The following is a 26,493-nucleotide window of genomic DNA, read 5'->3' as shown; positions in this document are numbered from 1 at the left end:
CGTGCGGGCGGGCCAGGGAAGGATTCAGCCGCTGACTGTTCACCACCTCAACCAGCTCTTGCTCGTCTGCTCGCTCGTCCTGCTCGTCGCCGTCGCAGCGGTACGGATCTCCTCGCGCAGCGGGCTCCCCAGCCTGCTCGTGTACCTGGGCATAGGCGTCGCCATGGGCCAGGACGGCGTAGGCGACATCCACTTCGACAACGCCGAACTGACCCAGGTCATCGGATACGCGGCCCTGGTCGTGATCCTGGCCGAGGGCGGTCTCGGCACGAAGTGGAAGGAGATCAAGCCGGCCCTGCCGGCCGCCACGGCACTGGCGCTGGCCGGTGTCGCGGTGAGCGTCGGGATCACGGCGTCGGCCGCGCACTATCTGATCGGTCTGGAGTGGCGGCAGGCGCTCATCATCGGGGCGGTCGTCTCCTCGACCGACGCGGCGGCCGTCTTCTCCGTGCTGCGCAAACTGCCCCTGCCCGCGCGCATAACGGGCACGCTGGAGGCGGAGTCCGGCTTCAACGACGCGCCCGTGGTCATCCTGGTGGTCTCCCTGTCCACGGCGGGCCCGGTCGAGCACTGGTACGTGCTGCTGGGCGTGATCCTGCTGGAGCTGGCCATCGGCGCGGCCATCGGGATCGCGGTGGGCTGGCTGGGCTCCTGGGGGCTGCGGCATGTGGCGCTGCCCGCCTCCGGCCTCTACCCGATCGCCGTCATGGCGATCGCGACGGTGGCGTACGCGGCGGGCGCGCTGGCCCACGGCAGCGGGTTCCTCGCGGTGTACCTCGCGTCGATGGTGATGGGCAACGCGCGGCTGCCGCACTGGCCGGCCACGCGCGGGTTCGCCGACGGGCTCGGCTGGATGGCCCAGATCGGCATGTTCGTGCTGCTCGGGCTGCTGGTCACCCCGCACGAGCTGGGCGACGACATCGTGCCCGCGCTCGCCATCGGGCTGGTGCTGACCATGGTGGCGCGTCCGCTGAGCGTGGTGTTCTGTCTGACGCCGTTCCGGGTGCCGTGGCGCGAGCAGGCCCTGATGTCCTGGGCGGGACTGCGCGGGGCCGTGCCCATCATCCTGGCGACCATCCCCATGGTGGAGGGCGTCGACGCCAGCCGCCGGATCTTCAACATCGTCTTCGTCCTGGTCGTCGTCTACACCCTGGTCCAGGGCCCGACGCTGCCGTGGCTGGGCCGCAAGCTGCGCCTGGGCGACGGTTCGGAGGCCGCCGACCTCGGCATCGAGTCGGCCCCGCTGGAGCGGCTGCGCGGGCATCTGCTGTCGGTGGCGATCCCCGACGGGTCGAAGATGCACGGCGTCGAGGTCAACGAGCTGCGGCTGCCGCCCGGCGCCGCGGTGACGCTCGTCGTGCGGGCGGACGAATCGTTCGTCCCGCTTCCCACGACGGTGCTGCAGCGCGGGGACGAGCTGCTCGTCGTGGCCACGGATCCGGTCCGGGACGCGACGGAGAGCCGACTGCGGGCGGTGGGGCACGGCGGCAAGCTGGCCGGATGGCTGGGGACGGACGGGGCGAGTCGTTAAGTGGCGGGTCGTTAAGGACCGATTCATGCCGATTCGTATTTGCAAGGCGGGCGGGCCCTTGGTGCTTGCTTTCACAGCCACGCGCCCCGTTGATCCCTGTACGATGAAGGCGTACCCAGATCGAACCAACTCTGTCTGACGCAGAGCTGGCGCGACCGTATGGCGGTCGGGACGTCCCTCCTCACCGGGCCCCGGCATCTACCGCAGTTCCGCGCAAGAGGACAGCTCTCGGCGCCGCCCGCCTGCCGGGACGCGCTACCAGGCGGCAGAAAGGCACGGGCCGTGGCATCCACGGTCACCTCGAAGAAGTCGAAGAACTCGACGGCTTCCGCCCGCCCGGGATACGGCCGGCTGCTGCGCACCCGCGGCGCCTGGACGTTCCTGCTCCCCGGTTTCGCGGCACGCCAGCCGTTCGCGATGCTGACGATCTCCATCGTGCTGCTGGTGCAGCACACCACCGGCTCCTACGGAGCGGCGGGCGCCGCCGCGGCCGTCACCGGTGTCTCCATGGCCCTGTTCGCGCCCTACAGCGGCCGCCTCGCCGACCGCTACGGGCAGCGTGCCGTGCTGATCCCCGGGGTGCTGCTGCACGCGGTCTCCGGGCTGACGCTGACGGCGCTCGCGCTGCTGGACGCCCCGCTGTGGGCGGTGTTCGCGGCGGCCGTCCCGACCGGCGCCTCGGTGCCGCAGGTCGGCCCCATGGTGCGGGCCCGCTGGGGCGTGAAGCTCAAGGACTCGCCCCTGATGACCACCGCGGCGGCCTTCGAGTCGGTCACGGACGAGCTGACCTTCGTCGTCGGACCGCTGCTGGCCACCGCGCTGTGCACGGCGATCGACCCGGCCGCCGGGCTGGTCACCGAGGCCTCGCTGACGCTGATCGGCGGTCTGCTGTTCGCCGCGCAGAAGAGCACCCAGCCGTCCGTCGAGGGCCGCGGCCACGCGCGCGTGGAGCACGCTTCCGCGCTGCGCGTCCCCGGTGTGCGCGTGCTGATCGTGACCTTCCTGGGCATCGGCGCCGTCTTCGGCGGCATGCAGGTCTCGCTGGCCGCGTACACCGAGTCGATCGGCGAACCGGGCCTGAACGGCGTCCTGTACGGCGTCTTCGCCGCGGGCAACATGATCTCCGGCCTCGTCTGCGGCGCGATCGCCTGGCGGGCGGCCCCGCAGCGGCGCCTGGTCATCGGCTACACGGCGCTCGCCCTCACCGCCTCGGGCCTGTGGGCCGCCGACTCGGTCCCGGTCCTGGCGGGCCTCGGCCTGCTGGTCGGCATGTGCATCGCGCCCGCCCTGATCACCGGCTACACCCTGGTCGACGGCCTGGTCCCGGCCGGTGCCCGTACCGAGGCCTTCACCTGGCTGACCGGCGCGGTGGCACTGGGCCAGGCGGCGGCCGTCAGCATCGCCGGGCAGCTGGAGGACCGTCTGTGGGGCGGCGCCGGTTTCCTGGTGCCCATGGGCGGCACCGTGCTCGCCCTGGCGACCCTCCTGGCCCTGCGTTCCCGGCTGGCCGGGCACGCCCAGGGGCGGACGGTCGCACGTGGCGTGGGTCACCGCGTGCCGGTGGCGGTGGACTGAGCGGCTGGAATACGTCACTATGGACCGTCGTTAGCACTCATCGAGTGAGAGTGCCAGGAGGAAGACAGTGCCGACCTACCAGTACCAGTGCACCGAGTGTGGCGAGGGCCTCGAGGCGGTGCAGAAGTTCACCGACGACGCTCTCACCGAGTGCCCGAACTGCAAGGGCCGCCTGAAGAAGGTGTTCTCGGCGGTCGGCATCGTCTTCAAGGGCTCCGGCTTCTACCGGAACGACAGCCGCGGCTCCTCGTCGAGCAGCTCCCCGGCGAAGTCGTCGAGCTCCTCCTCGTCGTCCTCCGACTCCGGTTCGGGCTCCGGCTCGGGCTCCTCGTCGAGTTCTTCGTCCAGCTCGTCCTCGAGCTCTTCGTCGGGCTCGGGCAGCTCGACCAGCAGCACCACCGCCGCGTAAGGCCTGATGCGTTCGGGACCCTGTCGCCCTTGGGGCGACGGGGTCCTCGGCGTTCGTGCGTGCGGTTAGGGTGCGGACATGGCGAACAAGGCGAACGTGACGGGCTCGGCGGACGTGGCGGGCTCGGTGGACGGGCAGGGCGCGGGGATCGGCGTCATCGGCGGCTCCGGGTTCTACTCCTTCCTCGACGATGTGACCGAGGTCCAGGTCGACACCCCGTACGGGCCGCCCAGCGACTCCCTCTTCCTCGGTGAGGTCGCAGGCCGGCGGGTCGCCTTCCTGCCGCGGCACGGGCGGGGCCACCACCTGCCGCCGCACCGGATCAACTACCGCGCCAATCTGTGGGCCCTGCGGTCCGTCGGCGTGCGCCAGGTGCTCGCGCCGTGCGCCGTGGGCGGCCTGCGCCCCGAGTACGGACCGGGCACGCTGCTGGTGCCGGACCAGCTCGTCGACCGTACGAAGTCCCGCGCGAACACGTACTTCGACGGAGAGCCGCTGCCCGACGGGTCGGTGCCGAACGTGGTGCATGTGTCGCTGGCCGACCCCTACTGCTCCGCCGGGCGGGCCGTCGCGCTGAAGGCGGCGCGCGGCCGGGACTGGGAGCCGGTGGACGGCGGCACGCTGGTCGTGGTCGAGGGGCCGCGCTTCTCGACCCGTGCCGAATCGTTGTGGCACCAGGCGCAGGGCTGGTCGGTGGTGGGGATGACCGGGCATCCCGAGGCGGCACTCGCCCGTGAGCTGGAGCTCTGCTACACGTCCCTGACCCTGGTCACCGACCTCGACGCGGGCGCCGAGAGCGGGGAGGGCGTCTCGCACGACGAGGTGCTGCAGGTGTTCGCGGCGAACGTGGGGCGGCTGCGGGGGGTGCTGTTCGACGCGGTGGCGGGGTTGCCGGGGGTGGACGAGCGGGACTGTCTGTGTGGTGGGGCGTTGGGTGGGATGGATCCGGGGTTCGTGTTGCCGTAGTCGGCAGGCCGCCTTTCTTGTGGGGCGTGGGGAGGCGGAACTTGCCGTTCGGGTGAGGGAGTTGTCCACAGGTCCGGGGTAGGTCCACAGGCCTCAGCGGGCGGCGGCGGGAAGCCTCATCGTGGGGAGCGCAAGCCGGTCCTCGTCGCAGGTGGTGGTTCCCGTGTCCCTCGCTCCGCTCATGTCCTCCCTTTCCGGCGGCTCCCCCGTCGCCGCGCTCCCGCCCGGCCCCGAGGTGCCCGCGACGCGTGAGGTGCCGCGCTTTGATCCCGTGCGGGTGCGTGGGGGCCGGTACCGGTCGGGCCGGCTCGGGCGGCACCGGCGGCGGGCCCTGGCCGTCGGGCTCGCGGTCACCGCGACCGCGCTGGTGGCGGCGGGCCCGCGTGACGGTGACGGGGCCCGCGGTCAGCCCCGGGCCACGTCTCCCGCGCATACGTCCTCGATGTACCGGGAGCGGTCCGCGCGGATGCGTGGTGCAGCGGGGGCGGGTGTGGCGGGGACAGGTGCCGCAGGGGCAGGTGCCGCGGGCCCGGGTGCGGCGGGCCCGGGTGCGGCGGGCCCGGTGACGGCTCCGATCCGGATCGCCGACGCGGCGACGGTACGGCTGCTGCGGCCGGGCGACCGGGTCGACGTCATCGCCGCCGAGGGGACGGCACCGGGCGGCGACGCCCGCGTGATCGCGCGCGGGGCCAGGGTGACGAAGGTGCCGGAGCCGCTGGAGGGCGCGACGGACGGCGGGGCGCTGGTCGTGCTCTCGGTGCCGCGTGCCACCGCCGCCCGGCTCGCCGGGGCGAGCGCGACGGCACGGTTGGCGGTGACGTTGTGGTGATGCTGTGCACGATCGCGTCAAGGCCCTCGTTCGAGGGACCCAGGTACTCGGTTCGGCCCCCTCGTGACGTAGGTTGCGGAGCGTTTTGTTCCATAAGCTGCTCGTGCGAGGAAAGGCCCCGAGGTGAGCGAGAAGAAGGAACCGAGCCTCTGGGAGGGCTTCAAGGCCTTCCTGATGCGCGGGAACGTCGTCGATCTGGCTGTGGCGGTGGTGATCGGCGCCGCGTTCACGAACATCGTCAACGCCGTGGTCAAGGGGATCATCAACCCGTTCGTCGGGGCCATCGGGACCAAGAACCTCGACCACTACAGCTCCTGCCTGAGCTCGACCTGCAAGGGCGAGGAGGGCATCCAGATCGCGTGGGGCTCCGTCCTCGGCGCCGCCCTGAGCTTCGTGATCACGGCTGCGGTCGTCTACTTCCTGATGGTCCTGCCCATGGCGAAGTACCTGGCCCGCCAGGAGGCCCGCCGCAAGGCGAAGGAGGGCACACAGGAGGTCATCGAGGTGACCGAGCTGGAGGTGCTGAAGGAGATCCGGGACGCGCTGGTCGCCCAGCGTGGCGCGGGGAACGACCGGCAGGACCAGCCGGAGCGGTAGCGCGGCGGGCGGCGCGGACGCGGCTGGGCCGCCTGGTCCGGCTGTGGTGGAGCCGCCCGGCTCAGACGTGGTGGAGCCGCCCGGCTCAGACGTGGTGGAGCCGCCCGGCTCAGACGTGGTGGAGCCGCCCGGCTCAGATGTGGTGCGGCGGCTTCTCGTCGAGGAAGCGCTTGAGGTCAGCCGCGCCCCCGCCGGAGTCCGTGCGCTCGCCCCAGCCGCGGTCGGTGTCGTCGGAGGACTGCTGGTCGAGCGGGTCGTCGAAGACCAGCGCGGGCTTCGGCGCGGGCGCCTCGGGATCGGGGGTGCTGCTCATGCGTCCAGGGTACGGTCGCGGAGAAAATCCCCGCGCCTTCTGTTGTGCTGGGAATCATGACGTCCAGCCCCACTCCCCCGCCCGTCCCCTCCGGCCCGCCCGGCGACCGGGGACCGCTGCGCAGGCTCAGGGCCCGCGGACGCGACGAGGCGCACCGGACGGCCTCACCGCTGGAGCTCTTCTTCGACCTGTGCTTCGTCGTGGCCGTCGCCCAGGCGGGCATCCAGCTGGTCCACTCCGTCGCCGAGGGCCATGCCGGCGAGGGGATCCTCGACTACGCGATGGTCTTCTTCGCCGTGTGGTGGGCCTGGATGAACTTCTCGTGGTTCGCCTCGGCGTACGACAACGACGACGTGCTGTACCGGGTCGTCACCCTGGTGCAGATCGCGGGTGTGCTGGTCCTCGCGGCGGGGGTCTCGCAGGCCTTCGAGGAGCACGACTACCTCGTGGTCTGGCTGGGCTACGTGATCATGCGGCTGGCCCTGGTGACGCAGTGGCTGCGGGCGGCCCGCGCCGCCGAGGGCCCGGAGCGGACGACGGCCCTGCGCTACGCCGGCGGGGTACTGCTGTGCCAGGTCGGCTGGCTGGGCCTGCTGCTCCTGCCCGAGGACGCGCTGCCCTGGTGGTTCCTGGTGATGGCGCTGCTGGAGATGTGCGTGCCGCTGTTCGCGGAGCGGGGCCAGCCCACGGCCTGGCATCCCCGCCATATCGCGGAGCGCTACGGACTGTTCACGATCATCGTGCTCGGCGAGACGGTCGCCGCGGCCACGATCGCCGTGAAGTCCGGCATCGACGAGAACGACTCGCTGGGCGAGGTCCTCCCCATCGCGTCGGGCGGGCTGCTGATCATCTTCGCCGCGTGGTGGATCTACTTCGTGGTGCCCATCCACGGCCATCTGCGCTCCAACCGGCAGGCGTTCCTGTGGGGCTACGGCCACTACGTGGTCTTCGCCTCGGCGGCCGCGATCGGGGCCGGGCTGGAGGTGGCGGTGGAGCAGACGGTGGGCAAGGCGCACATCTCCACGCTGGCGGCGTCGGCCGCCGTGACCCTGCCGACGGCCCTGTATCTGCTGACCGTGTGGGCCCTGCACTCGCGTCACTTCAAGGCGGGCATCACCCAGCAGCTGGTACTGCCGACGACGGCACTGCTGGTGATCTGCTGCACGTTCCTGGGTGACTGGGCGGTGCTCACGGCGGGCGTGGTCTGCGCGCTGTCGGTGGCGGCGGGAGAGACACTGGCCGCCCGCCCGTCAAGGACCCACGCCCCGTCGAGCCGGACGGCCTGACGGCGCCGACGGGCCCGGCGACGCCCGGTGCGCCCGCGACGGCCGACGACTGGACAACACTGGGCGCCATGACAGTTGAAGCTCTGGTGGACGCTCTGACGGATGTCTCCGGCCTGCGTGTGGGGCACGCGACCCGCGCCGGCGACGGATGGCTCACCGGCACCACGGTCGTGCTCGCCCCGGAGGGCGGGGCCGTGGCCGCCGTGGATGTGCGGGGCGGTGGCCCCGGGACCAAGGAGACGGACGCGCTCGATCCGCGCAACGTGGTGCGGAAGGTCGAGGCGATCGTGCTGACCGGCGGCAGCGCCTACGGGCTGGACGCGGCCTCGGGGGTGATGGCCTGGCTGGAGGAGCGGGGACGCGGGATCCGGGTCGGGGCGGACCCGGCGCAGGTCGTGCCGGTGGTGCCCGCCGCCTGTGTCTTCGATCTGGGGCGGGGCGGCGACTTCCGGGCCAGGCCGGACGCGGCCACCGGGCGGGCCGCGGTCGAGGCGGCGGCGGCGAGCGAGCCCGGCGCGCCGGTGGCCCAGGGCTGTGTGGGCGCCGGTACGGGGGCGGTGACCGGGGTGGTGAAGGGCGGCATCGGCAGCGCGAGCACGGTGCTCGGCTCGGGGGTCACGGTGGCCGCGCTGGTGGTGGCCAACGCGGCGGGTTCGACGGTGGATCCGGAAACGGGGGTGCTGTACGGGGAGTTGTTCCAGGGGCGGGTGGAGTATCCGGAGGCGGAGGTGCATGAGGCCGCGCGGCGGCGCCTGGCCGAGACGGCCGCGCGGAGCGCGCCTCCGCCGCTCAACACCACGCTCGCGGTGGTCGCCACGGACGCGGATCTGTCGAAGGCCCAGGCGCAGAAGCTGGCCGGCACGGCTCACGACGGCATCGCCCGCGCGGTGCGGCCGGTGCACCTGCTCCACGACGGGGACACGGTGTTCACGCTGGCGACGGGAGACCGCGCCCTGGACGCCGAGGACCCGCTCGCCCTCAACGAGGTCCTCGCGGCGGGCGCCGATGTGGTGACCCGGGCGATCGTGCGGGCGGTGCGTGCCGCCGAGTCGGTCGACGGTCCGGGCGGGGCGTGGCCGTCGTACGGGGAGTTGTACGCGGGCCGTTGAGCAGCCCGGCACCCACAGCGGTTCCACAGCGGCGCCGGACATTGTCGCGGCCCTGTAACGGTGATGTCGTTCCTGGCGGCCGGACGCAACCCGAACGGCCCCCGGGGCCCTCTTGCTTCACGTACTGGAGCGGATCACGCACTTCACACGAACTGGGAGCAGCCCGTGACAAGGCCGGACATTGCTGCGCGGCGCACACTGGGGGCCTGTGCCGCCCTGATGGTCGGCGCCCTGACGCTCACCGCCTGTGGTGGCAGCGCCAACGCCAAGGACGACGCCAAGGGCGGCAAGGGCACGGGCAACACGTCCGTCGCGAAGATCGCCATCTCGGCGAAGGACGGCTCCACGGGCGCGTCCATCAACTCGACCGGGGTGAAGGTCAGCGACGGCAAGCTGACCGACGTGAAGATGACGGTGGCGGGCGACGGTCAGGCCGTGTCGGGCTCGATCTCCTCCGACGGCAAGGCGTGGAAGCCGAAGGAGCAGTTGGAGCGCGGCACGAAGTACCAGATATCCGCGACCGCGAAGGACTCGGACGGCCGGACGGCCGCGGCCAACTCGATCTTCACGACGGTGTCGTCGTCGAACAGCTTCATCGGGACGTACACGCCGGACGACGGCACCACGGTCGGTGCGGGCATGCCGGTGTCGTTCACCTTCGACAAGGCCATCACCGAGCGGAAGGCCGTGCAGTCGCGCATCACGGTCACCTCCAGCAGTGGGCAGCAGGTCGTCGGGCACTGGTTCAACGGGCAGCGGCTCGACTTCCGGCCCGAGGAGTACTGGAAGGCCGGCTCCAAGGTCACGATGAAGATCGACCTGGACGGGGTGGAGGGCGCGAAGGGCGTCTACGGCGTGCAGAAGAAGACGGTCACCTTCACCGTCGGGCGCTCGCAGGTCTCCACGGTCGACGTCAACACACAGACCATGACGGTGGTCCGGGACGGCAAGACCATCAAGACGATCCCGATCTCGGCGGGCAGCGCGGAGCACACCACGTACAACGGGCAGATGGTGATCTCGGAGAAGTTCACGCAGACCCGGATGAACAGCCGGACGGTCGGTCTCGGCGGGGAGTACGACATCCCGGACGTGCCGCACGCGATGCGGCTGACGACGTCCGGCACCTTCATCCACGGCAACTACTGGTACAGCAAGGGCAATCCGCCCTTCGGCCGCCAGGGCACCAGCCACGGCTGCGTCGGCCTCGCGGACGTCCAGGGCGCCGGGGGCAGCACTCCCGCCAAGTGGTTCTACGACAACTCCCTCATCGGGGACGTGGTGATCGTGAAGAACTCCCCCGACAAGACGGTGTCGCCGGACAACGGGCTCAACGGCTGGAACATGGACTGGAGCCAGTGGGTCGCGGGCAGCGCGTCCTGATCGACTGAACAGCCGCCCCAACTGGGGTATTTGACGGACCATCCGGGCCGCGCGGGAACTTTTCGCGCGGCCCGGGCGTTTTCCCGGACGTACGTTTTCTCGGTTCCCGGACATGATGTCCGACCGAGGGGCTACGGTATGCACCCACAAGGTGACATGCAGCAACGCCGGGAGAAACCTTGAGCGTTCCGTACGAGACGGCAGCGTACGAACCCCACGACTCGCCCGAGTCTCCGGAGGAGCACCTCGCGCGACTCCTCGGCCGCGCCCTGAACTCCTTCGAGCTACCGGACGAGACGCTGAGGCGGCTGGACTGCGCCCTGGCGCACGACAGTTCGCTGCACTCCGCGCACCACAGCGCGGGCCTGCACCGGGAGACGTACCGGCACACCTGGCTGCTGGCCGACGGTTCGGCACTCACCCTCTGGGAGCTCGTCCACAACACCGCGCCGGGCAGCGAGCCGCAGCACGAGGTCTATGTGGACGAGGAGGAGCTGCGGGCCGCGACCGCGCGTCTGCCGCTGCCGCCGGACACCCCTGACTTCGAGCTGCCGGTGACGGTGCAGCTCTCCCCGGTCCCCGCGCCCCGGCACGCCTATGCCGGCGACGACTCGGCGGACCACGCGCGCCGTTTACTGCGCCGGGCGGAGAACACGGACCGGCCGGGCGCGGACACGGCGGCCCTGCTGGCCACGGCGTCCGGCCACCGGATCGCCCAGGCCTTCGGCCGCCCCTGCCGAGCCGGCCGGGCGGGGCTGGGGTTCTCGCTCTACGAGCACGCGTTCCTGCTGGGCGACGGCGAGGAGCTCTCCCTCTGGGAGGTCGAGCACACGGCGACGCCGGACGGACGGCACATGTGCGAGGTGTACGTCAGCGAGGACGCGGCGCGTGAGGCGATGGAGCGGCGGGCGGCGCAGCTGTCGTAGGAGCCGTCGCGGCTTTCCTAGACGCCCCGGTCTCCGCTCAACTGGCGCACCAGCTCGGTGAAGGCGTCTCTCTCCTGCGTGGTCAGCTCCACGGACTCCGACCGGGGGCCTGTCTGCCGCTGTTGTGGGAGAGCGGGGAGGGAGTGGCCTTCGGGCCACCCGGAGACGTGCTCAGGCATGCGTTCCAGTAGACACCACGGCCCGGGACTTCGGTCCCGGGCCGTGATTTTCGTGATCTATCTCGCAGGTGGCATGAACGGTTCACATGCCTTGAAAGGGACGGACCGCGACGGGTGTCACGCCGCCACCGGCTGCTTGCTCTCCGCCGTCGGGGCCGCGGTGCCCTCGCCGGGTGCCGCGGTGGCGCCCGGGGCCTGCTTGCGCATGCCCTTCAGGACGATCACCAGGGCCGTGGTGACGCAGACGCCCGCGGCGATGGCGACCAGGTAGAGCAGCGGGTTGCCGATCAGCGGGACCACGAAGATGCCGCCGTGCGGGGCGCGCAGGGTGGCGCCGAAGGCCATCGACAGGGCGCCGGTGATCGCGCCGCCCGCCATGGAGGCCGGGATGACGCGCAGCGGGTCGGCCGCGGCGAAGGGGATCGCGCCCTCGGAGATGAAGGAGGCGCCGAGCACCCAGGCGGCCTTGCCGTTCTCGCGCTCGGTGGCGTTGAAGAGCTTGCCGCGCACGGTCGTGGCCAGGGCCATCGCCAGCGGGGGCACCATGCCGGCCGCCATGACCGCCGCCATGATCTTCATCGCGGAGTCGCTGGGGTCGGACACCGCGATACCGGCCGTGGCGAAGGTGTAGGCGACCTTGTTGACGGGACCGCCGAGGTCGAAGCACATCATCAGGCCGAGGAGGGTGCCGAGCAGGATGGCGTTGGCGCCGGACAGGCTGTTCAGCCAGTCGGTCATGCCCTTCTGCGCCTGGGCGATGGGCTTGCCGATGACGACGAACATCAGGAACCCGACGATCGCCGAGGAGATCAGCGGGATCACCACCACCGGCATGATGCCGCGCAGCGCCGCCGGGATGTTCACCTTCTGGATGGCGATGACCACGCCACCGGCGATCAGACCGGCCGCGAGGCCCCCGAGGAAGCCCGCGTTGATGGTCAGGGAGATCGCGCCGCCCACGAAGCCGGGCACCAGACCGGGCCGGTCGGCCATGCCGTAGGCGATGTAGCCGGCCAGGACCGGGACGAGGAAGCCGAAGGCGACGCCGCCGATCTGGAAGAGCAGGGCCGCCCAGCTGTCGGCCTGCGTCCACAGGAAGTGGTCCATCACCGACGGGGCCTTGTTGACCTTGTAGCCGCCGATCGCGAAGCCGAGGGCGATCAGCAGACCGCCCGCCGCGACGAACGGCACCATGTAACTGACGCCGGACATCAGCCACTTGCGCAGCTTGGTGCCGTAGCCCTCGCCGGAGTCGCCGGTGCGCTCGACGGGCGTGCTGCCCGGGGTGCCGGAGGTGACCTCGCCGCGCGCGGCCTTCTCCCGCACCTCGGCGATGAGTTCGGCGGGGCGGTTGATGCCCGCCTTCACACCGACGTCGACGGTCGGCTTGCCGGCGAAGCGGTCCTTCTCCCGTACGGAGACGTCGTGGGCGAAGATCACGCCGTCCGCCGCCGCGATGACCTCCGGGTCGAGCCGGGTGAATCCGGCCGATCCCTGTGTCTCGACGGTGACTTCGACGCCCGCCTCACGGCCGGCGTTCTCCAGCGACTCGGCCGCCATGTAGGTGTGGGCGATGCCGGTGGGACAGGAGGTGACGGCGACGATGCGGAACGGGCGCTCCTCGGGGGCGCTCTCGGCGCCGGCGTCGTCGTCGGTGACCGTGGCGGCGGCGGGAGAGGCCGCTCCCGCCGACGCCACGGTGTCTTCGGAAGCCGCAGGCTCGGGCGCCTCGGGCTCGTCGCCCCTGATGAGCGCCGCCGCTGCGCCCGCGTCGCCCACCGAGCGCAGCGCGTCGGTGAACTCCGTGTTCATCAGCTGCCGGGCCAGCGACGACAGGATCGTCAGATGGGCGTCGTCGGCACCGGCCGGCGCGGCGATCAGGAAGATCAGGTCGGCGGGGCCGTCCGTCGCACCGAAGTCGATGCCGTCGGAGCTGCGCCCGAAGGCGAGCGTCGGCTCGGTGACGTGCTCGCTGCGGCAGTGCGGGATGCCGATGCCGCCGTCGAGGCCGGTCGGCATCTGGGCCTCGCGGGCGGCCACGTCGGCGAGGAAGCCGTCCAGGTCGGTCACCCGGCCCAGGGCCACCATGCGCTCGGCGAGGGCGCGCGCCGCCGCTTCCTTGGTGTCGGCGGACAGGTCGAGATCGACCAGGTCCGCGGTGATCATGTCGCTCATCGCGGGCTCCTTAGCTCGCGTATCGCCCGGTGCGTGGGGTGGGCGGGGGAAGGGACGGGGGTGCTGCGGTGGGGGGTGACGAGGGTGGCGGCGGGGAGTAACGGGGAGGTCCGCCGCTCACGGTCCGGTTCGTGCGGGTCGGGAAACGTCATGACACCGGCTCCTTCAGCACACGGTCCACCGGGACCTCCGCCGTGACCGTGACCGCCGCCGGATCCAGGTCGCCCGGCGTCGGCATGACGCTGCCGGGCAGCTGAACGGCCGCCGCGCCATGGGCGACCGCCGAGGCCAGGGCGTCAGGCCCGCTGCCGCCCGCGATCAGGAAACCGGCGAGGGAGGAGTCGCCGGCGCCCACGTTGCTGCGGACGGTGTCCACGCGGGCGCTGCCGAACCAGGCGCCCTCCTCGGACACCAGCAGCTGCCCGTCGGCGCCGAGGCTGGCGAGGACGGCCCGGGCGCCCATGGCGCGCAGTTCCTCGGCCGCCTTCACGGCGTCGCCGACGGTGGCGAGGGGGCGGCCGACGGCTCCGGCGAGTTCCTCGGCGTTCGGCTTGACCACGTCGGGCCGCTCGCGCAGCGCCTCCAGCAGCGCGGGCCCGGAGGTGTCCAGGGCGATCCGGGCACCGGCCGCGTGGGTGCGGGCGACCAGCTCGGCGTACCAGGAGGGGGCAAGGCCACGCGGGAGGCTGCCGCAGCAGGCGATCCAGGCGGCGTCGCCGGACTGCTGCCGTACGGTCTCCAGGAGCAGTTCGCGCTCGGCCTCGGACAGTTCCGGACCCGGTGCGTTGATCTTCGTCAGGACGCCGTCGGCCTCGGCGAGGGCGATGTTGGAGCGGGTGGCCCCGGCGACGGGGACCGGCGCGACCTCGATGCCCTGCTTGTCGAGCAGGTCGGCGACGAGCGCGCCCGGGGCGCCGCCGAGCGGCAGGACCGCGACCGTGCGCTGTCCGGCCGCGGCGACCGCGCGCGAGACGTTCACGCCCTTGCCGCCCGGGTCCATCCGCTCGCCGGTGGCGCGGATGACCTCGCCGCGGTCGAGGGACGGCACCTCGTAGGTGCGGTCCAGTGACGGGTTGGGGGTGACGGTGAGGATCATGCGCGCACTACTTCCGTGCCGCCGCGCTCGATGGCGACGGCGTCTTCGGGGCTCAGCCCGCTGTCGGTGATCAGCAGGTCCACATCGCTCAGGTCGCCGAAGCGGGCGAAGTGCTCCTGGCCGTGCTTGGAGGAGTCGGCGATCAGGACCACCCGGCGGGCGGCGGCCACGGCCGCGCGCTTCACGGCGGCCTCGGCGAGGTCGGGGGTGGTCAGACCGTGCTCGGCGGAGAAGCCGTTGGCGGCCACGAACAGCACATCGGCGCGGATCTCGCCGTACGCCCGGAGCGCCCAGGCGTCCACGGCGGCGCGCGTACGGTGCCGGACGCGCCCTCCGATGAGGTGGAGCTGGATGCCGGGGTGGTCGGCGAGGCGGGCCGCGATGGGCAGGCTGTGTGTGACGACGGTGAGGGACGCCTCCAGCGGGAGGGCCGCGGCCATCTTGGCCACCGTCGTCCCGGCGTCGAGGATCATCGTGCCCTCGCTCGGCAGTTCCGCGAGGGCCGCCTTGGCGATGCGGTCCTTCTCGTCGGCCGCCGCGGTCTCGCGCTCGGCGAGGTCCGGCTCGAAGTCGAGACGCCCGACCGGGATGGCCCCGCCGTGCACCCGGCGGACCATGCCGGCCCGGTCGAGGGCCTTCAGATCCCGGCGGATCGTCTCCGCCGTCACCTGGAACTCCTCGGCCAGCGACACGACATCCACTCGGCCGCCGTCACGGGCGAGCCGGAGGATCTCCTGCTGCCGCTCCGGTGCGTACATGTCTGTTTCGCCTCCGCCTCATGCCCGAACGTGTGGTTTCAGCGGGAGGCTACGCCGAGATTTCTGGGAAGTAAACAGGTTCGGGCCCAATCGGGCATGATCGGAAACAGAAACGGGCCCGGCACCCTGTTGAGGTGCCGGGCCCGTACTTCGTAATCCGCTGTCAGACCAGCGCCGGTTCCTTCCCCTCCGCCGCCAGCGCCTCACCCTCCACGTGCTGCGCCGGCCGCTTCGGCAGGGCGAACATCAGCAGGAAGATGACGGCCAGCACCGCGGCCACCCAACCGAGCGCGTTCTGGAAGGCGTCGGCGAAGGCCGGGCCCACCTGATCCCGGCTCAGATGGTCGCTGATCGAGCCGAAGAACACGACCGACACCAGCCCGAGCCCGAGCGCGTTGCCCATCTGCTGCACGGTGTTGATGAGGCCGGAGGCCGAACCGGAGTGCTCGCGCGGCACCTCGGAGAGGATCGCGTCCGTCAGCGGCGCGACGATCAGGCCCATGCCGACACCCATCACGACCAGCGGCAGCGCCATCTGCCAGGGGGTGATGGCGAGTCCGTAGTGCCCGGACTCCCAGATGTAGAGCAGCACCCCGGCCGCCATCACCAGCGCGCCCGCCTGGAGCACCTTGCGTCCGAAGCGCGGGACCAGCTTCTGCACGGACATCCCGGCGGCCACGGACACCGCGATCGAGAACGGCACCCCGGTCAGCCCGGCCTTGAGCGGGGTCCAGCCCAGCCCGAACTGCATGTACAGCGTCCACACCAGGAAGAAGATGCCGAGCGCGACTCCGAAGACGGTCTGTACGGCGATCCCGGCCGCGAAGCTCTTGACCCGGAACAGCGACAGCTCGACCAGCGGGGAGCCGTCCCGGGCGCTCTTGCGCCGCTCGAACACCACCAGCGCCGCGAGGACGACGAGCGAGCCGGCCATCGAGACGTACCCCCACAGCGGCCAGTCCAGCTCACGGCCGCGGATGAGCGGGTAGAGCAGCATCAGCAGGCCCAGCGTCACGAGCGCCACACCCACGAGGTCCAGCTTCAGGGCCTTCGGCGCCTTGGACTCGGTGATGAAACGGCTGCCGAGGATCAGGCCCGCGACACCCACGGGCAGGTTGATCAGGAAGATCGAGCGCCACTCCCACCCGAACAGGTTCCACTCCGTCAGCAGCGCGCCCAGCACCGGACCGGACACGGCCCCGAGCCCGACGACCGCGCCGAACAGCCCGAAGACCTTGCCCCGTTCGTGCGCCGGGAAGGTCGCGTGCACGATCGACAGCACCTGCGGCACCATCAGCGCCGCCATACCGCCCTGCAGGAACCGCGAGGCGACCAGCATCTCCGGGTTCACCGCGAGGCCGCACAGCGCGGAGGCGACGGTGAAGCCCCCGATGCCGACGAGGAAGATCCGCTTGCGGCCGTGGATGTCGCCGAGCCGTCCGCCGGTGATCAGCCCGGCGGCGAAGGCGAGGGCGTATCCGGCGGTGATCCACTGGATCTCGCTGAAGGACGCGCCCGCCTCGCGCTGGATCGACGGGATGGCGACGTTGACGATCGTGACGTCGACGAGATCCATGAAGGCGGCGGTCATCACAATGGCGAGGGCGAACCAGCGGCGGCGGTCGGTGCCGCCGCCGCCCGTGGAGCCGGGGGTGGTGTCGGTGGAGGTCATGCTTCGAATCTAGGGGGTCATTAGGTCAGATCATGACCTAGTGGTACGGCATCCTCGTCGGTATGACGACGGACACACCGGCTCGGCTGCTCACGCTCCTCTCCCTCCTCCAGACGCCCCGCGAATGGCCCGGCGGCGAGCTGGCCGGCCGGCTCGGGGTCTCCCGCCGCACGGTCCGGCGGGACATCGACCGGCTGCGCGAACTGGGCTATCCCGTGCAGGCGACCAAGGGCGCCGACGGCGGCTACCGGCTGGTCGCCGGCAAGGCCATGCCGCCGCTCGTCCTCGACGACGAGGAGGCCGTGGCCATCGCGGTCGGGCTCCGCGCCGGGGCCGGGCACGCGGTGGAGGGCCTGGACGAGGCGTCGGTACGGGCGCTGGCCAAACTGGAGCAGGTGCTGCCGGGCCGGCTGCGCCACCGCGTGACCACGCTCCAGGCCGCGACCATGCCGCTGACCAGCGGGGACGGCCCCAGCATCGCACCCGAGACACTGACCGTGATGGCCTCGACGGTGGCCGGGCACGAGCGGCTGCGGTTCGCCTACCGGGCCGCGGACGGCACCGGCTCACGACGCCTGACGGAGCCCTACCGGCTGGTCTCGACGGGCCGCCGCTGGTACCTGGTCGCCTACGACATCGACCGCGACGACTGGCGCACGTTCCGCGTCGACCGCGTGAGCGAACCGTTCGCCACGGGGGCCCGCTTCGTACCGCGCGAGCTGCCGACCGGGAGCGCGGCGGAATTCCTCCGCCAGTCGATGCAACGGCAGCAGCAGTCCTACGACTTCGAGGTCACCTTCGCCGCACCGGCCGACTTCGTCGCCGCCCGGGTGCCGAAGTGGCTCGGCACGCCCGAGCCGTTGGACGACAGCAGCTGCCGGCTGCGGGGGTCCGCGGGGGACCAGGTGCAGTGGGTGGCGTTCCGGCTGGCGATGCTGGAGTGCGACTTCATGGTCCGGGAGCCGGAGGAACTCGTATGGGCAGTACGGGAGTTGGGGGCGCGGTTGAGCAGGGCGGCCGGGGACGGGAACGCCGCCGGGGCATGACCCTGACACTCACCGCGGTTCGGCCCCGGCCGGGTCACGCCTCCCATGGAAAGTCCCGCAGTGCCGCCAGGTTCCGCGACGCGAGTTCCGCCGGGCCTCCCGGGCCCTCCGCCGGGCTGTCGCCTTCCGCCCAGGTCTCCAGGGCGGCGCGCACGGCGGCACTGGCTACGGCGGCGGCGAAGCGCGACCCGGGGGCGGGGGCGGGCTCGGGGGCGAGGGCGGAGGCGGGCTCGGGGGCGAGGGCAACGTTGTCGCGACTCTCCGTGACCCCTGACGCCGAAGCCCCGGCCCCTTCATCGCTCCCCCGTTCCGCCAGCACCTCCCCCAGCATCCGCTCCGACGTCTGGCAGACCTCCGCCCACACCCGGCGCAGGGACGGGTTCGCCTCGGCGAGACGCAGGAGGGAGCGGACCCACTCCCAGGAGGACGCCGAGACGCCGACGCCCGGGGTGAGGGTGTGGCGGACGCCCTGTTCGAGGGCCTGGAGCACGCTCGCGTCAGCGGGAGCGGCGCGTACCGCCGCCACCCAGCGCTGGGCGCCGGCCGCGTAGAGCGGGGCGACGGCCTCCTCCTTGGTGGCGAAGTACCGGTAGAAGGTGCGCGGGGCGATACCGGCGGCCTGGGCGATGTCCTCCGCGCGGGTGGCGCGCAGGCCGTGCCGGACGAAGAGGCCCGCCGCCGCCCGGGCGATCTCCATCCGCGTCTCGGCCTTCCGCCGCTCGGTCAGCGAGGCCTGAGGCGGGGTCGGGGTGGTGCTGCTCACGCCCGGCAGGGTATGCCCATGTGGCACAATCTGCCATCTGGCGGGCCACCCCGTGGTTCAGGTACGGGGTGCCCCGCCCTCCAGACACCGCGCGGTGCGCGAGGCACCGGCACGAAGAGACACGAAAAGAGCCGGACCCCGGCGCCCGGGGGGAGGGGCGCCGAAGCCCGGCCTTGGGAGAGTCCCGGCGCCGGGGGGAGTGCGACGGGACTTGGTTTTCGGGGGCCCAGGGGGGTGTGGCCCCGGGCCCGAACTGGTGGACCCGGAAGTCTTGTTCCCCGAGTCCTTCGGGTTAAGCGGCGATACAACGCCATGTTTGCGCGGTCTTTCGCCACCCGGCGTACGCGGTGCCACGCATCACGCAGCCGGGTGCGAACCCGGCGTCACGCCGCCGCGTCGAAACCGGTGCTGCGCGCCAGCTTCTTCAGCTCCAGCAGCGCGTGCTTCTCGATCTGCCGGATGCGCTCGCGGGTCAGGCCGTGCTCCTTGCCGACCTCGGTCAGGGTGCGCTCCCGGCCGTCCTCTATGCCGTAGCGCATCTTGATGATGGAGGCCGTGCGCTGGTCGAGGCGGCCTATGAGGTCGTCGAGCTCCTCGCTGCGCAGCAGCGTGAGCACCGACTGCTCGGGCGACACCGCCGAGGTGTCCTCCAGGAGGTCGCCGAACTGGGTCTCGCCCTCGTCGTCCACCGACATGTTCAGCGAGACCGGGTCGCGGGCCCAGTCGAGCACGTCGGTGACACGCTCCGGCGTGGAGCCGAGCTCGGTGGCGATCTCCGCCGGCTCCGGGTCCCGGCCGTGCTCGCGGTTGAACTCGCGCTGCACACGGCGGATCCGGCCGAGCTCCTCCACGAGGTGGACGGGCAGGCGGATCGTGCGGGACTGGTCGGCTATCGAGCGGGTGATGGCCTGGCGGATCCACCACGTCGCGTACGTGGAGAACTTGAAGCCCTTGCGGTAGTCGAACTTCTCGACCGCGCGCACCAGGCCGGCGTTGCCCTCCTGGATCAGGTCCAGCAGCGGCAGACCGCTGCGGGGGTAGCGGCGGGCGACGGCGACGACCAGGCGGAGGTTGGAGCGGATGAAGATGTCCTTGGCCCGCTCCGCGTCGGCCATCAGGGCCTCGAGTTCGTCACGGGTGGCGTCGGCCTTGGTGTCCTCGAACCCGTCGAGGACCTGCCGCGCGAACACACCCGCCTCGATGACCTGTGACAGCTCGACCTCCTTGGCGGCGTCGAGCAGTGGTGTGCGCGCTATCTCGTCGAGGTACATGCCGACCAGGTCGCGGTCGGCGATCTCGCCGCCATGGGCGCGAACACTGCTTGCCGCGTCGGCCGTCTCGCCGGTGGCGGACTTACGACGGGCGACGGCACGGGTTGCCATGCGTGCTCCCTTGCGATGGTGAGGTCAGCGGGCGGTCCTTCGGACGCTGGACTCCGTCTCCGGGACTCTCCGGACTCTCCTCGGGTGCCCTGCATCCGATGGAAACAACGACTGGAATCAGGACAGAATTCCCAACCCGCCCCACGATTTTCCTGATCATGCAGTACCCTGTCCGGCCACCTGGGGAGGCACGATGCCGTCGGAACGTACAGAGCCGCAGGTCAGGCCGGGAGTCGAGGCCGACCTCGAAGCTCTCACAGCCCTCTACAACCACTATGTACGTGAGACAGCGATCACATTCGATACCGCGATCTTCACTCCGGAAGAGCGCCGTCCTTGGCTGCTCTCCCATCCAGTAGACGGCCCGCATCGCCTGATGGTTGCCACGGGCACCAACTCACAGGAAATTCTGGGCTACGCCACATCAAGCCCTTACCGGCAGAAGCCCGCTTATGCCACCTCGGTGGAGACGACCGTCTACGTCGCCCCGCACACGGGCCGCCGCGGCATCGGCACCCTGCTGTACGAGGCCCTCTTCGAGGCCCTGTCCGGCGAGGACCTGCACCGCGCCTACGCCGGCATCGCCCAGCCGAACGAGGCGTCCGGGCGGCTGCACGAGCGCTTCGGCTTCCAGCACGTCGGTACGTACCGGGAGGTCGGCCGCAAGTTCGGCCGCTACTGGGACGTGGCCTGGTACGAGAAGCCGCTCCAGCCCGGGACCCTTGAGGTCGGTTTCGGCTGAGGTCGTTTTCAGCCGAACTGCACGGACCGCTTGGCCAGCCCCATCCAGAACCCGTCGATCACCGACTTCTGGGCGTCCAGCTCACCGGCCGCGTCGGCGGCGCCCATGGTCACGAACAGCGGGGCGAAGTGCTCGGTGCGCGGGTGGGCGAGCTGCCCCGCGGGCGAGGTGTGGAGGAAGTCGAGCAGGGCGTCCACATCCCGCGCCTCCAGCGCCCGCCGGCCCCAGTCGTCGAACTCCGCCGACCAGCCGGGTATGCCGCCCTGCCGGAGCGCGGCCAGGTTGTGCGTGAAGAAGCCGGAGCCGACGATCAGCACGCCCTCGTCCCGCAGCGGGGCGAGCTTGCGGCCGATCTCCATGAGCCTGACCGGGTCGAGCGTCGGCATGGAGACCTGGAGGACGGGGATGTCGGCCTCCGGGTACATCTCGACCAGCGGGACGTACGCGCCGTGGTCGAGGCCGCGGTCGGGGACGTCCTGGACGGGCATACCGGGGGCGCGCAGCAGCTTGCGCACCGACTCGGCGAGCTCCGGTGCGCCGGGAGCCTCGTACCTCACCCGGTAGTAGTGCTCGGGGAAGCCCCAGAAGTCGTAGACGAGGGGGACCGTCTCGGTGGCGCTGAGGGCGAGCGGGGCCTCCTCCCAGTGGGCGGAGACCATCAGGATCGCCTTGGGGCGCGGCAGTCCGGCGGACCAGGCGGCCAGTTCACCGGGCCAGACCGGGTCGTCGGCCAGCGGCGGGGCGCCGTGGCTGAGGTACAGAGCGGGCATGCGCTCCTGGGTGGCGGCGGACATGCTGCGACTCCCTCCAGAATGGTTCCCTGACAAAACTGTACGGGCCATTTGTTTAATCTTCAAGGAGGGGCCACGTAGAGTGGAACACATGAAGGCACCCGCATCCGCACCGACACCTGCCTCCGGCCAGGAGCCCCAGGAACCGCGCTGGCTCACCGACGAGGAGCAGCACGTCTGGCGCTCGTTCATGGAGGGCGTCACCCTCCTCGACGACCATCTCGACCGTCAGCTCCAGCGCGACGCGGGCATGCCGCACGTCTACTACGGCCTTCTGGTCAAGCTCGCCGAGGCGCCCCGGCGGCAACTGCGGATGACCGAGCTCGCCATGCTGGCGAAGATCACCCGCTCCCGTCTCTCGCACGCCATCGCGCGTCTGGAGAAGAACGGCTGGGTGCGCCGCGAGGACTGCCCCGACGACAAGCGGGGCCAGTTCGCCGTGCTCACGGACCAGGGCTACGAGGTGCTGCGGCAGACCGCCCCGGGCCATGTGGAGGCCGTACGGCAGGCGGTGTTCGACCGGCTCTCCCCGGGGCAGCAGAAGTCCCTCGGCGAGATCATGAGGATCGTCGCCGAGGGACTTCAGCCGACCGAAGCGGGTGCGGACCTGCCCTGGCTCCGCTGAGCCGGGGCAGGTCCTGGAATCCATAGGTACGAGGCGTCCCCTTCCTCGTGCCTACGGGTGGCCCGAAGGGGGTTCTTCAGGGGCCGCCGTCAGTGGGCGACGACCGGGATCTGCACCTCGTCGTCCACGCCGGAGTCCGAGCCGGTCACCGGTGAGCTGTCCGGCCGGCCGGCGTTGACGAAGGTCAGGGCGATCGCGGCGGCCACGACGAGGATGCCGACGGCGAACCAGATGGCGCTGGTGTAGCCCTTGACCATGCCCTCCAGCTGGACCAGCTGCTGCTGGGACCGGCTGGTCGCCCCCACGATGTGGTCGGCGATGTACGAGGTCGTCGCCGAGGCGGCGATGGTGTTCAGCAGGGCGGTACCGATGGCGCCGCCCACCTGCTGCGAGGTGTTGACCATCGCGGAGGCGACACCGGAGTCCCGGGCCTCGACGCCCTGGGTGGCCAGGGACATGGCCGGCATGAACGCCGTACCCATACCGAGGCCGAGCAGCAGCATCGCGGGCAGCAGCAGGGCCGCGTACGAGGAGCCGATCTCCAGCTGGGTCAGCAGCAGCATGCCGAGCGCGGCGACCAGGAAGCCGGGGCCCATCAGCAGGCGCGGCGCGACCCGGGTCATCAGACGGGTGCCGATCTGGGTGGAGCCCGTGATCATGCCCGCGATCATCGGCAGGAAGGCGAACCCGGTCTTGACCGGCGAGTACCCCTTCACGATCTGCAGGTAGTACGTCAGGAAGAGGAACAGGCCGAACATCGCGATGATCGCGAGCCCGAGGGAGAGGTAGACACCGCCGCGGTTGCGCTCGGTGACCACGCGCAGCGGCAGCAGCGGCGCCTTGACCTTGGACTCGACGAGCACGAAGGCCGCGAGCAGGACGGCCGATGCGACGAACATCCCCACCGTCACGGAGTCGCTCCAGCCGTCGGACTCGGCGCGGGTGAAGCCGTAGACCAGGGCGACCAGGCCGAGGGTGGACAGGATCACGCCGGGGATGTCGAGCGGCGAGCGGTTGCGGCCGCCCTCCGGCTCACGGATGACGAAGTAGGCACCGGCCGCGGCGACGATGGCGAACGGGATGTTCACGAAGAACGTCCAGCGCCAGTCCAGGTACTCGGTGAGGAAGCCGCCCAGGATCAGTCCGACGGCACCGCCGCCACCGGCGATCGCGCCGTAGATGCCGAACGCCTTGGCGCGCTCCTTGGCGTCGGTGAACATCACGGCGAGGAGCGACAGCGCGGCGGGCGCGAGCAGGGCACCGAAGACGCCCTGGAGGGCGCGGGCGCCGAACATCATCGCCTCGTTGGTGGCCGCGCCGCCGAGCGCGGAGGCCGCGGCGAAGCCGCCGAGGCCGACGACGAACGCCCTCTTGCGGCCCCACAGGTCGGCTATCCGGCCGCCGAACAGCAGCAGACCGCCGAAGGCGAGGGCGTAGGCCGTGACGACCCATTGCCGGTTGCCGTCGGAGATGCCGAGGTCCTGCTGGGCGGAGGGCAGGGCGATGTTCACGATGGTGGCGTCCAGGACGACCATCAGCTGGGCGAGCGCGATGAAGACGAGCGCTTTCCAGCGGCCGGCGTCCGGCGCGGCGGCCGGGGTGCCGAGTGCCTTTGAGGCTGTTTCAGACATGGGGGTACCCACTTCGGGACTTCGTGACGGAAAGAGATGTCGAGAGACAGCGGATCGTCGACGGGGACGGCCGCAGGGACTGTCGTCTTGGCTTCGGACGCGGTGTCGTGGCTTCAGACGGGACGTACTGGCTTCAGACGGATGGGACGCGCTGAACTAATCGGTACTGATCGGTCAGGGCCGGCGCAGATCCTCCAGGGTGACGGCCGTGCCCGGCAGTACGGAGCGAGCGGGAGCCCGCAGCCCGTCCAGGAACAGCTGAAGATGGCGGTGAACGAAGGGGTCGGCACGGAAGCAGTCCGTCCCGGCCGGGGGCCGGCTGAGCTGGGCCACGGCGATCATGACGTCTCCGACACCCACGTCGGAGCGGAGCTGCCCGGCAGCCCGGGCACGGTCCATGACCTCGGCGACCTGGCTCTCGACCCGTTCGCGCGCGGCTTCCAGGTCCGGGTGGTGCTTGTCGAACGTGCTGGAGACCATCGGGCACAGCGCGCTGATCCGCTCGTCGGCGGCGGCGTGCACGAAGCGCTCCAGCGCCTCGAACGCGTCCCCGGTCTCGGCGAGCGCGAGTTCGGCCGCGGCGGCCGTACGGTCCATGACGGAGCAGACGACCTCGCGGACCAGGGCGTCGCGGTCCGGGAAGTTGCGGTACACCGTGGCGTTGCCGACGCCGGCCCGGCGGGCGATCTCGTCGAGCGGCACCTCGGGGCCGTGCTCGACGAACATCTCCCGGGCGGCGGTGACGATCCGCTCCCGGTTGCGCAGGGCGTCGGCGCGAGGCCGGGGCACCTTGCGCTGTTCGGGGGTTGCGGTCTGCACGGCGTACTCCTGGATGAGTGAGGCGGGTGTGCGGTGTGGTGCACGTGGTGCGTGGTGTGCGGTGCTTGGCGATCCGGGGAGCGGGTCCCCGTTTCGCTCTGACACATGGCTAAACGGGGAGTGGGTCCCCGGTATTTCCCGTAGCCGGGATTTTTTCCTTGTGACCTGGATCACAAGAGCTCCGGGTGGGGGCGCGGGGCGCTACTGACGGGAAACCCACGATCGGTCTCCTCCAACGCGCGCCTCCATCCGCCGCAACGCAGGGTGAGCGAAAGGGTGCAGCCGGAGACCGGCGGCTGCCGTGGCGCGGGAGGTCCCCTGCATGCAGCCGCAGCAGCAGCCTCAGCGACCCCGGCGGCGGGGCCGGGGCGCGGAGGGGCCGCTCGGTCCAGGCCGTACGCAGCATGCCGGGTCGGGCGGTGAGGGGTCGGCCGGCTCGGGCGGTGAGGGGTCGGCCGGCTCGGGCCGTGAGGGGTCGGCCGGCTCGGGCCGTGAGGGGTCGGCCGGCTCGGGCCGTACGCCGCCGCCCCGCTGTCGGATACCCCGGCCGCCCCGGAGCCGTCTGGCCGCCCTTGCCTGCGTGACCGCCCTGACCTTCTCGGTCAGCACCTCCGCCGGCACGGGCCACCTCACCTCCGGCGCCACGACGGCCGGAGCCGGCCCGGTCTCCCTGTCCCGCAGCTCCTCGCACGGCCCCTGCCTGATCCGCGGCACCCGCGAGGTCCAGATGTCCGAGGGCATCCCGACCTCCGACGGCTACTCCCGCTCCACCGGCACCGTCCGCGCCCTCACCCTGATGATCGACTTCTCGGACGCCCCCGGCGACGGCGACGCCCTGGACCGCTTCCGGGAGTTCTTCCCGCAGACCCGCGAATGGTTCCGCACCAGTTCCTACGGCCGCCTCGACTACCGCCCCGAGACCCCGATCCCGGGGTGGCTGCGGATGCCGAGGTCCTTCCGCGAGTACGGCATAGAGCGCGGCGCCCCCTTCGACCCCGGCTACCGCTCACTGGTCCAGGATCTCGTGGCCGCGGCCGACCCCAAGGTGGACTTCCGCGCGTACGACCTCGTGAACGTGCTGGTCACCCCGAACGCAGGCCCCTCCGCCCTGGACACGGTCCTGTCCGTCACCTTCGCCGGCAACCCCGAGGCCCCGACGGCCGACGGCATGCCCGTGGCCAACGCCTCGTTCGTCTACTCCCGCCAGGACGACGGTTCCGGCTCCTACGACCGCAACGGCTACCGCGTACTCCCCCACGAGAACGGCCATGTCTTCGGCCTGCCCGACCTGTACACCGCCGAGGGCGGGGGCGCGGTCGGCCACTGGGACATCATGAGCGAGGACTGGGGCGCCAACAACGACTTCCTCGGCTGGCACAAGTGGAAGCTGGGCTGGCTCGACGCGACGCAGGTCCACTGCGTGGCGACCCCTGGCACCACCGAGTACACCCTGACCCCGCTGGCCAGCGCCGGCGGCTCCAAGCTGGTCGTCCTGCCCCTGGACGGCGCGACCGGCTACGCCCTGGAACTGCGCACCCGCGCGGGCAACGACGAGACGGTGTGCCGTCCGGGCGTACTGATCTACAAGGTCGACGCGCAGGTGGACACGGGCATGGGCCCGGTCACGGTCTACGACTCCCGCCGCGACAGCGGCGGCTGCACCCGCGCGCCGAACGTCCACGCGGAACTGTCGGACGCGCCGTTCACGCCCGGGGAGACGTTCCGGGATCCGCGCAAGGGAGTGGAGATCGAGGTGGCGGGGGTGGATCTGGAGGGGGGAGGCGGAGGTGCGGGCGGGTATCGGGTGCGGGTGAAGAGGGGGTAGCGACGCCAGGGGGAACCCGCCCCGGGCTCCGGATTACCGTAGGCCTGCCGCGACCGCCGTACCGG

General features: G+C 71.5%; 25 protein-coding genes. 14 read left to right on the top strand and 11 right to left on the bottom strand.

From position 1 onward, the window contains the following. Position 1 precedes the first annotated feature (1 nt). From NNW99_RS22050 to mscL, 6 genes are all read left to right on the top strand, one after another. Positions 2 to 1,531 carry a potassium/proton antiporter gene (locus NNW99_RS22050; protein WP_215120863.1) on the top strand — a complete coding sequence of 510 codons (1,530 nt, stop codon included), beginning with the start codon at positions 2 to 4 and terminating at the stop codon, positions 1,529 to 1,531. A gap of 282 nt (positions 1,532 to 1,813) precedes the next feature. Then, entirely contained in the window at positions 1,814 to 3,106 is a 1,293-nt protein-coding gene (locus tag NNW99_RS22045) for an MFS transporter (protein ID WP_215120862.1), read from the top strand. Positions 3,107 to 3,173: 67 nt separating this feature from the next. After that, the gene (locus NNW99_RS22040; RefSeq protein WP_215120861.1) at positions 3,174 to 3,515 is read left to right on the top strand and encodes an FmdB family zinc ribbon protein; all 342 of its coding nucleotides are present in this window, start codon (positions 3,174 to 3,176) and stop codon (positions 3,513 to 3,515) included. 78 nt (positions 3,516 to 3,593) lie between these two features. After that, positions 3,594 to 4,481 carry an S-methyl-5'-thioadenosine phosphorylase gene (locus tag NNW99_RS22035; RefSeq protein WP_251057902.1) on the top strand — a complete coding sequence of 296 codons (888 nt, stop codon included), beginning with the start codon at positions 3,594 to 3,596 and terminating at the stop codon, positions 4,479 to 4,481. Positions 4,482 to 4,662: 181 nt separating this feature from the next. After that, on the top strand, positions 4,663 to 5,310 hold the full coding sequence (locus NNW99_RS22030; RefSeq protein WP_251057901.1) for a hypothetical protein: 648 nt from the start codon (positions 4,663 to 4,665) through the stop codon (positions 5,308 to 5,310). 123 nt (positions 5,311 to 5,433) lie between these two features. Beyond that, positions 5,434 to 5,907: a large conductance mechanosensitive channel protein MscL gene (gene mscL / locus NNW99_RS22025; protein WP_215120860.1), complete on the top strand. Its 474-nt coding sequence runs from the start codon at positions 5,434 to 5,436 to the stop codon at positions 5,905 to 5,907. A 133-nt stretch (positions 5,908 to 6,040) separates the two neighbouring features. On the opposite strand, the gene NNW99_RS22020 is transcribed toward mscL, so the two are convergent. Next, positions 6,041 to 6,220: a hypothetical protein gene (locus NNW99_RS22020; RefSeq protein ID WP_215120859.1), complete on the bottom strand. Its 180-nt coding sequence runs from the start codon at positions 6,218 to 6,220 to the stop codon at positions 6,041 to 6,043. Positions 6,221 to 6,276: 56 nt separating this feature from the next. Between NNW99_RS22020 and NNW99_RS22015 the strand changes: the two genes are divergently transcribed. From NNW99_RS22015 to NNW99_RS22000, 4 genes are all read left to right on the top strand, one after another. Next, positions 6,277 to 7,506, top strand: a complete 1,230-nt coding sequence (locus NNW99_RS22015) for a low temperature requirement protein A (RefSeq protein WP_215120858.1) — start codon at positions 6,277 to 6,279, stop codon at positions 7,504 to 7,506. Between the two features lie 68 nt (positions 7,507 to 7,574). Beyond that, positions 7,575 to 8,615 carry a P1 family peptidase gene (locus tag NNW99_RS22010; protein ID WP_215120857.1) on the top strand — a complete coding sequence of 347 codons (1,041 nt, stop codon included), beginning with the start codon at positions 7,575 to 7,577 and terminating at the stop codon, positions 8,613 to 8,615. Positions 8,616 to 8,780: 165 nt separating this feature from the next. After that, positions 8,781 to 9,998, top strand: coding sequence for an Ig-like domain-containing protein (locus NNW99_RS22005; RefSeq protein WP_215120856.1), 1,218 nt, complete (start codon positions 8,781 to 8,783; stop codon positions 9,996 to 9,998). A gap of 179 nt (positions 9,999 to 10,177) precedes the next feature. Next, a complete protein-coding gene (locus NNW99_RS22000) occupies positions 10,178 to 10,924 on the top strand; it encodes a DUF6227 family protein (protein WP_215120855.1) in 747 nt (248 codons plus the stop codon). A 17-nt stretch (positions 10,925 to 10,941) separates the two neighbouring features. Here NNW99_RS22000 and NNW99_RS21995 read toward each other — a convergent pair whose 3' ends face one another. From NNW99_RS21995 to NNW99_RS21975, 5 genes are all read right to left on the bottom strand, one after another. Next, positions 10,942 to 11,103 (bottom strand): hypothetical protein, encoded by a 162-nt coding sequence (locus NNW99_RS21995; RefSeq protein WP_215120854.1) that lies wholly within the window; start codon positions 11,101 to 11,103, stop codon positions 10,942 to 10,944. Positions 11,104 to 11,220: 117 nt separating this feature from the next. Beyond that, entirely contained in the window at positions 11,221 to 13,278 is a 2,058-nt protein-coding gene (locus NNW99_RS21990) for a fructose-specific PTS transporter subunit EIIC (protein ID WP_215120853.1), read from the bottom strand. Positions 13,279 to 13,426: 148 nt separating this feature from the next. Continuing rightward, entirely contained in the window at positions 13,427 to 14,374 is a 948-nt protein-coding gene (gene pfkB / locus NNW99_RS21985) for a 1-phosphofructokinase (protein ID WP_215120852.1), read from the bottom strand. After that, a complete protein-coding gene (locus tag NNW99_RS21980) occupies positions 14,371 to 15,132 on the bottom strand; it encodes a DeoR/GlpR family DNA-binding transcription regulator (protein ID WP_215120851.1) in 762 nt (253 codons plus the stop codon). Before NNW99_RS21980 ends, pfkB begins: the two co-directional genes overlap by 4 nt. A gap of 163 nt (positions 15,133 to 15,295) precedes the next feature. Continuing rightward, positions 15,296 to 16,804, bottom strand: coding sequence for an MFS transporter (locus tag NNW99_RS21975; protein WP_215120850.1), 1,509 nt, complete (start codon positions 16,802 to 16,804; stop codon positions 15,296 to 15,298). A gap of 62 nt (positions 16,805 to 16,866) precedes the next feature. Here NNW99_RS21975 and NNW99_RS21970 point away from each other — a divergent pair, with 62 nt between their 5' ends. Continuing rightward, positions 16,867 to 17,850: a YafY family protein gene (locus NNW99_RS21970; RefSeq protein WP_215120849.1), complete on the top strand. Its 984-nt coding sequence runs from the start codon at positions 16,867 to 16,869 to the stop codon at positions 17,848 to 17,850. Positions 17,851 to 17,884: 34 nt separating this feature from the next. On the opposite strand, the gene NNW99_RS21965 is transcribed toward NNW99_RS21970, so the two are convergent. Both NNW99_RS21965 and NNW99_RS21960 read right to left on the bottom strand, forming a co-directional pair. Continuing rightward, entirely contained in the window at positions 17,885 to 18,613 is a 729-nt protein-coding gene (locus NNW99_RS21965; protein WP_251057900.1) for a TetR/AcrR family transcriptional regulator, read from the bottom strand. Between the two features lie 383 nt (positions 18,614 to 18,996). Next, on the bottom strand, positions 18,997 to 19,995 hold the full coding sequence (locus tag NNW99_RS21960) for an RNA polymerase sigma factor RpoD/SigA (RefSeq protein WP_215120848.1): 999 nt from the start codon (positions 19,993 to 19,995) through the stop codon (positions 18,997 to 18,999). A 193-nt stretch (positions 19,996 to 20,188) separates the two neighbouring features. Between NNW99_RS21960 and NNW99_RS21955 the strand changes: the two genes are divergently transcribed. Further along, the gene (locus tag NNW99_RS21955) at positions 20,189 to 20,737 is read left to right on the top strand and encodes a GNAT family N-acetyltransferase (protein WP_215120847.1); all 549 of its coding nucleotides are present in this window, start codon (positions 20,189 to 20,191) and stop codon (positions 20,735 to 20,737) included. Positions 20,738 to 20,745: 8 nt separating this feature from the next. Here the strand turns inward: NNW99_RS21955 and NNW99_RS21950 are convergent, their stop codons facing one another. Then, the gene (locus NNW99_RS21950; protein WP_215120846.1) at positions 20,746 to 21,531 is read right to left on the bottom strand and encodes a dioxygenase; all 786 of its coding nucleotides are present in this window, start codon (positions 21,529 to 21,531) and stop codon (positions 20,746 to 20,748) included. 88 nt (positions 21,532 to 21,619) lie between these two features. On the opposite strand from NNW99_RS21950, the gene NNW99_RS21945 reads away from it, so the two are divergent. Next, entirely contained in the window at positions 21,620 to 22,153 is a 534-nt protein-coding gene (locus NNW99_RS21945; protein ID WP_215120845.1) for a MarR family winged helix-turn-helix transcriptional regulator, read from the top strand. Between the two features lie 89 nt (positions 22,154 to 22,242). On the opposite strand, the gene NNW99_RS21940 is transcribed toward NNW99_RS21945, so the two are convergent. Together NNW99_RS21940 and NNW99_RS21935 are read right to left on the bottom strand one after the other, a co-directional pair. Beyond that, entirely contained in the window at positions 22,243 to 23,784 is a 1,542-nt protein-coding gene (locus tag NNW99_RS21940) for an MFS transporter (protein ID WP_215120844.1), read from the bottom strand. A gap of 174 nt (positions 23,785 to 23,958) precedes the next feature. Next, positions 23,959 to 24,603, bottom strand: a complete 645-nt coding sequence (locus tag NNW99_RS21935) for a TetR/AcrR family transcriptional regulator (protein WP_215120843.1) — start codon at positions 24,601 to 24,603, stop codon at positions 23,959 to 23,961. Positions 24,604 to 25,183: 580 nt separating this feature from the next. Between NNW99_RS21935 and NNW99_RS21930 the strand changes: the two genes are divergently transcribed. Continuing rightward, a complete protein-coding gene (locus NNW99_RS21930) occupies positions 25,184 to 26,428 on the top strand; it encodes a M6 family metalloprotease domain-containing protein (RefSeq protein ID WP_321170444.1) in 1,245 nt (414 codons plus the stop codon). Positions 26,429 to 26,493 lie beyond the last annotated feature (65 nt).

Origin of the sequence: Streptomyces sp. CRCS-T-1 (genome assembly GCF_024442335.1) — a bacterium.
Classification (GTDB): Bacteria; Actinomycetota; Actinomycetes; order Streptomycetales; family Streptomycetaceae; genus Streptomyces; species Streptomyces koelreuteriae.
The sequence above is the reverse complement of the archived record's forward strand: the minus strand, read 5'-3'. Positions and strand labels throughout refer to the sequence as shown.

Bases quoted from the DNA above. Each gene is read 5' to 3' on its own strand.
- NNW99_RS22035 (WP_251057902.1), top strand. From the start codon at position 3,594: ATGGCGAACAAGGCGAACGTGACGGGCTCGGCGGACGTGGCGGGCTCG.
- NNW99_RS22020 (WP_215120859.1), bottom strand. From the start codon at position 6,220: ATGAGCAGCACCCCCGATCCCGAGGCGCCCGCGCCGAAGCCCGCGCTG.
- NNW99_RS21990 (WP_215120853.1), bottom strand. From the start codon at position 13,278: ATGAGCGACATGATCACCGCGGACCTGGTCGATCTCGACCTGTCCGCC.
- NNW99_RS22015 (WP_215120858.1), top strand. From the start codon at position 6,277: ATGACGTCCAGCCCCACTCCCCCGCCCGTCCCCTCCGGCCCGCCCGGC.
- NNW99_RS21955 (WP_215120847.1), top strand. From the start codon at position 20,189: ATGCCGTCGGAACGTACAGAGCCGCAGGTCAGGCCGGGAGTCGAGGCC.
- NNW99_RS21975 (WP_215120850.1), bottom strand. From the start codon at position 16,804: ATGACCTCCACCGACACCACCCCCGGCTCCACGGGCGGCGGCGGCACC.
- pfkB (WP_215120852.1), bottom strand. From the start codon at position 14,374: ATGATCCTCACCGTCACCCCCAACCCGTCACTGGACCGCACCTACGAG.
- NNW99_RS21995 (WP_215120854.1), bottom strand. From the start codon at position 11,103: ATGCCTGAGCACGTCTCCGGGTGGCCCGAAGGCCACTCCCTCCCCGCT.
- NNW99_RS21950 (WP_215120846.1), bottom strand. From the start codon at position 21,531: ATGTCCGCCGCCACCCAGGAGCGCATGCCCGCTCTGTACCTCAGCCAC.
- NNW99_RS22030 (WP_251057901.1), top strand. From the start codon at position 4,663: ATGTCCTCCCTTTCCGGCGGCTCCCCCGTCGCCGCGCTCCCGCCCGGC.
- NNW99_RS21945 (WP_215120845.1), top strand. From the start codon at position 21,620: ATGAAGGCACCCGCATCCGCACCGACACCTGCCTCCGGCCAGGAGCCC.
- NNW99_RS21960 (WP_215120848.1), bottom strand. From the start codon at position 19,995: ATGGCAACCCGTGCCGTCGCCCGTCGTAAGTCCGCCACCGGCGAGACG.
- NNW99_RS21970 (WP_215120849.1), top strand. From the start codon at position 16,867: ATGACGACGGACACACCGGCTCGGCTGCTCACGCTCCTCTCCCTCCTC.
- NNW99_RS21980 (WP_215120851.1), bottom strand. From the start codon at position 15,132: ATGTACGCACCGGAGCGGCAGCAGGAGATCCTCCGGCTCGCCCGTGAC.
- NNW99_RS21940 (WP_215120844.1), bottom strand. From the start codon at position 23,784: ATGTCTGAAACAGCCTCAAAGGCACTCGGCACCCCGGCCGCCGCGCCG.
- NNW99_RS22010 (WP_215120857.1), top strand. From the start codon at position 7,575: ATGACAGTTGAAGCTCTGGTGGACGCTCTGACGGATGTCTCCGGCCTG.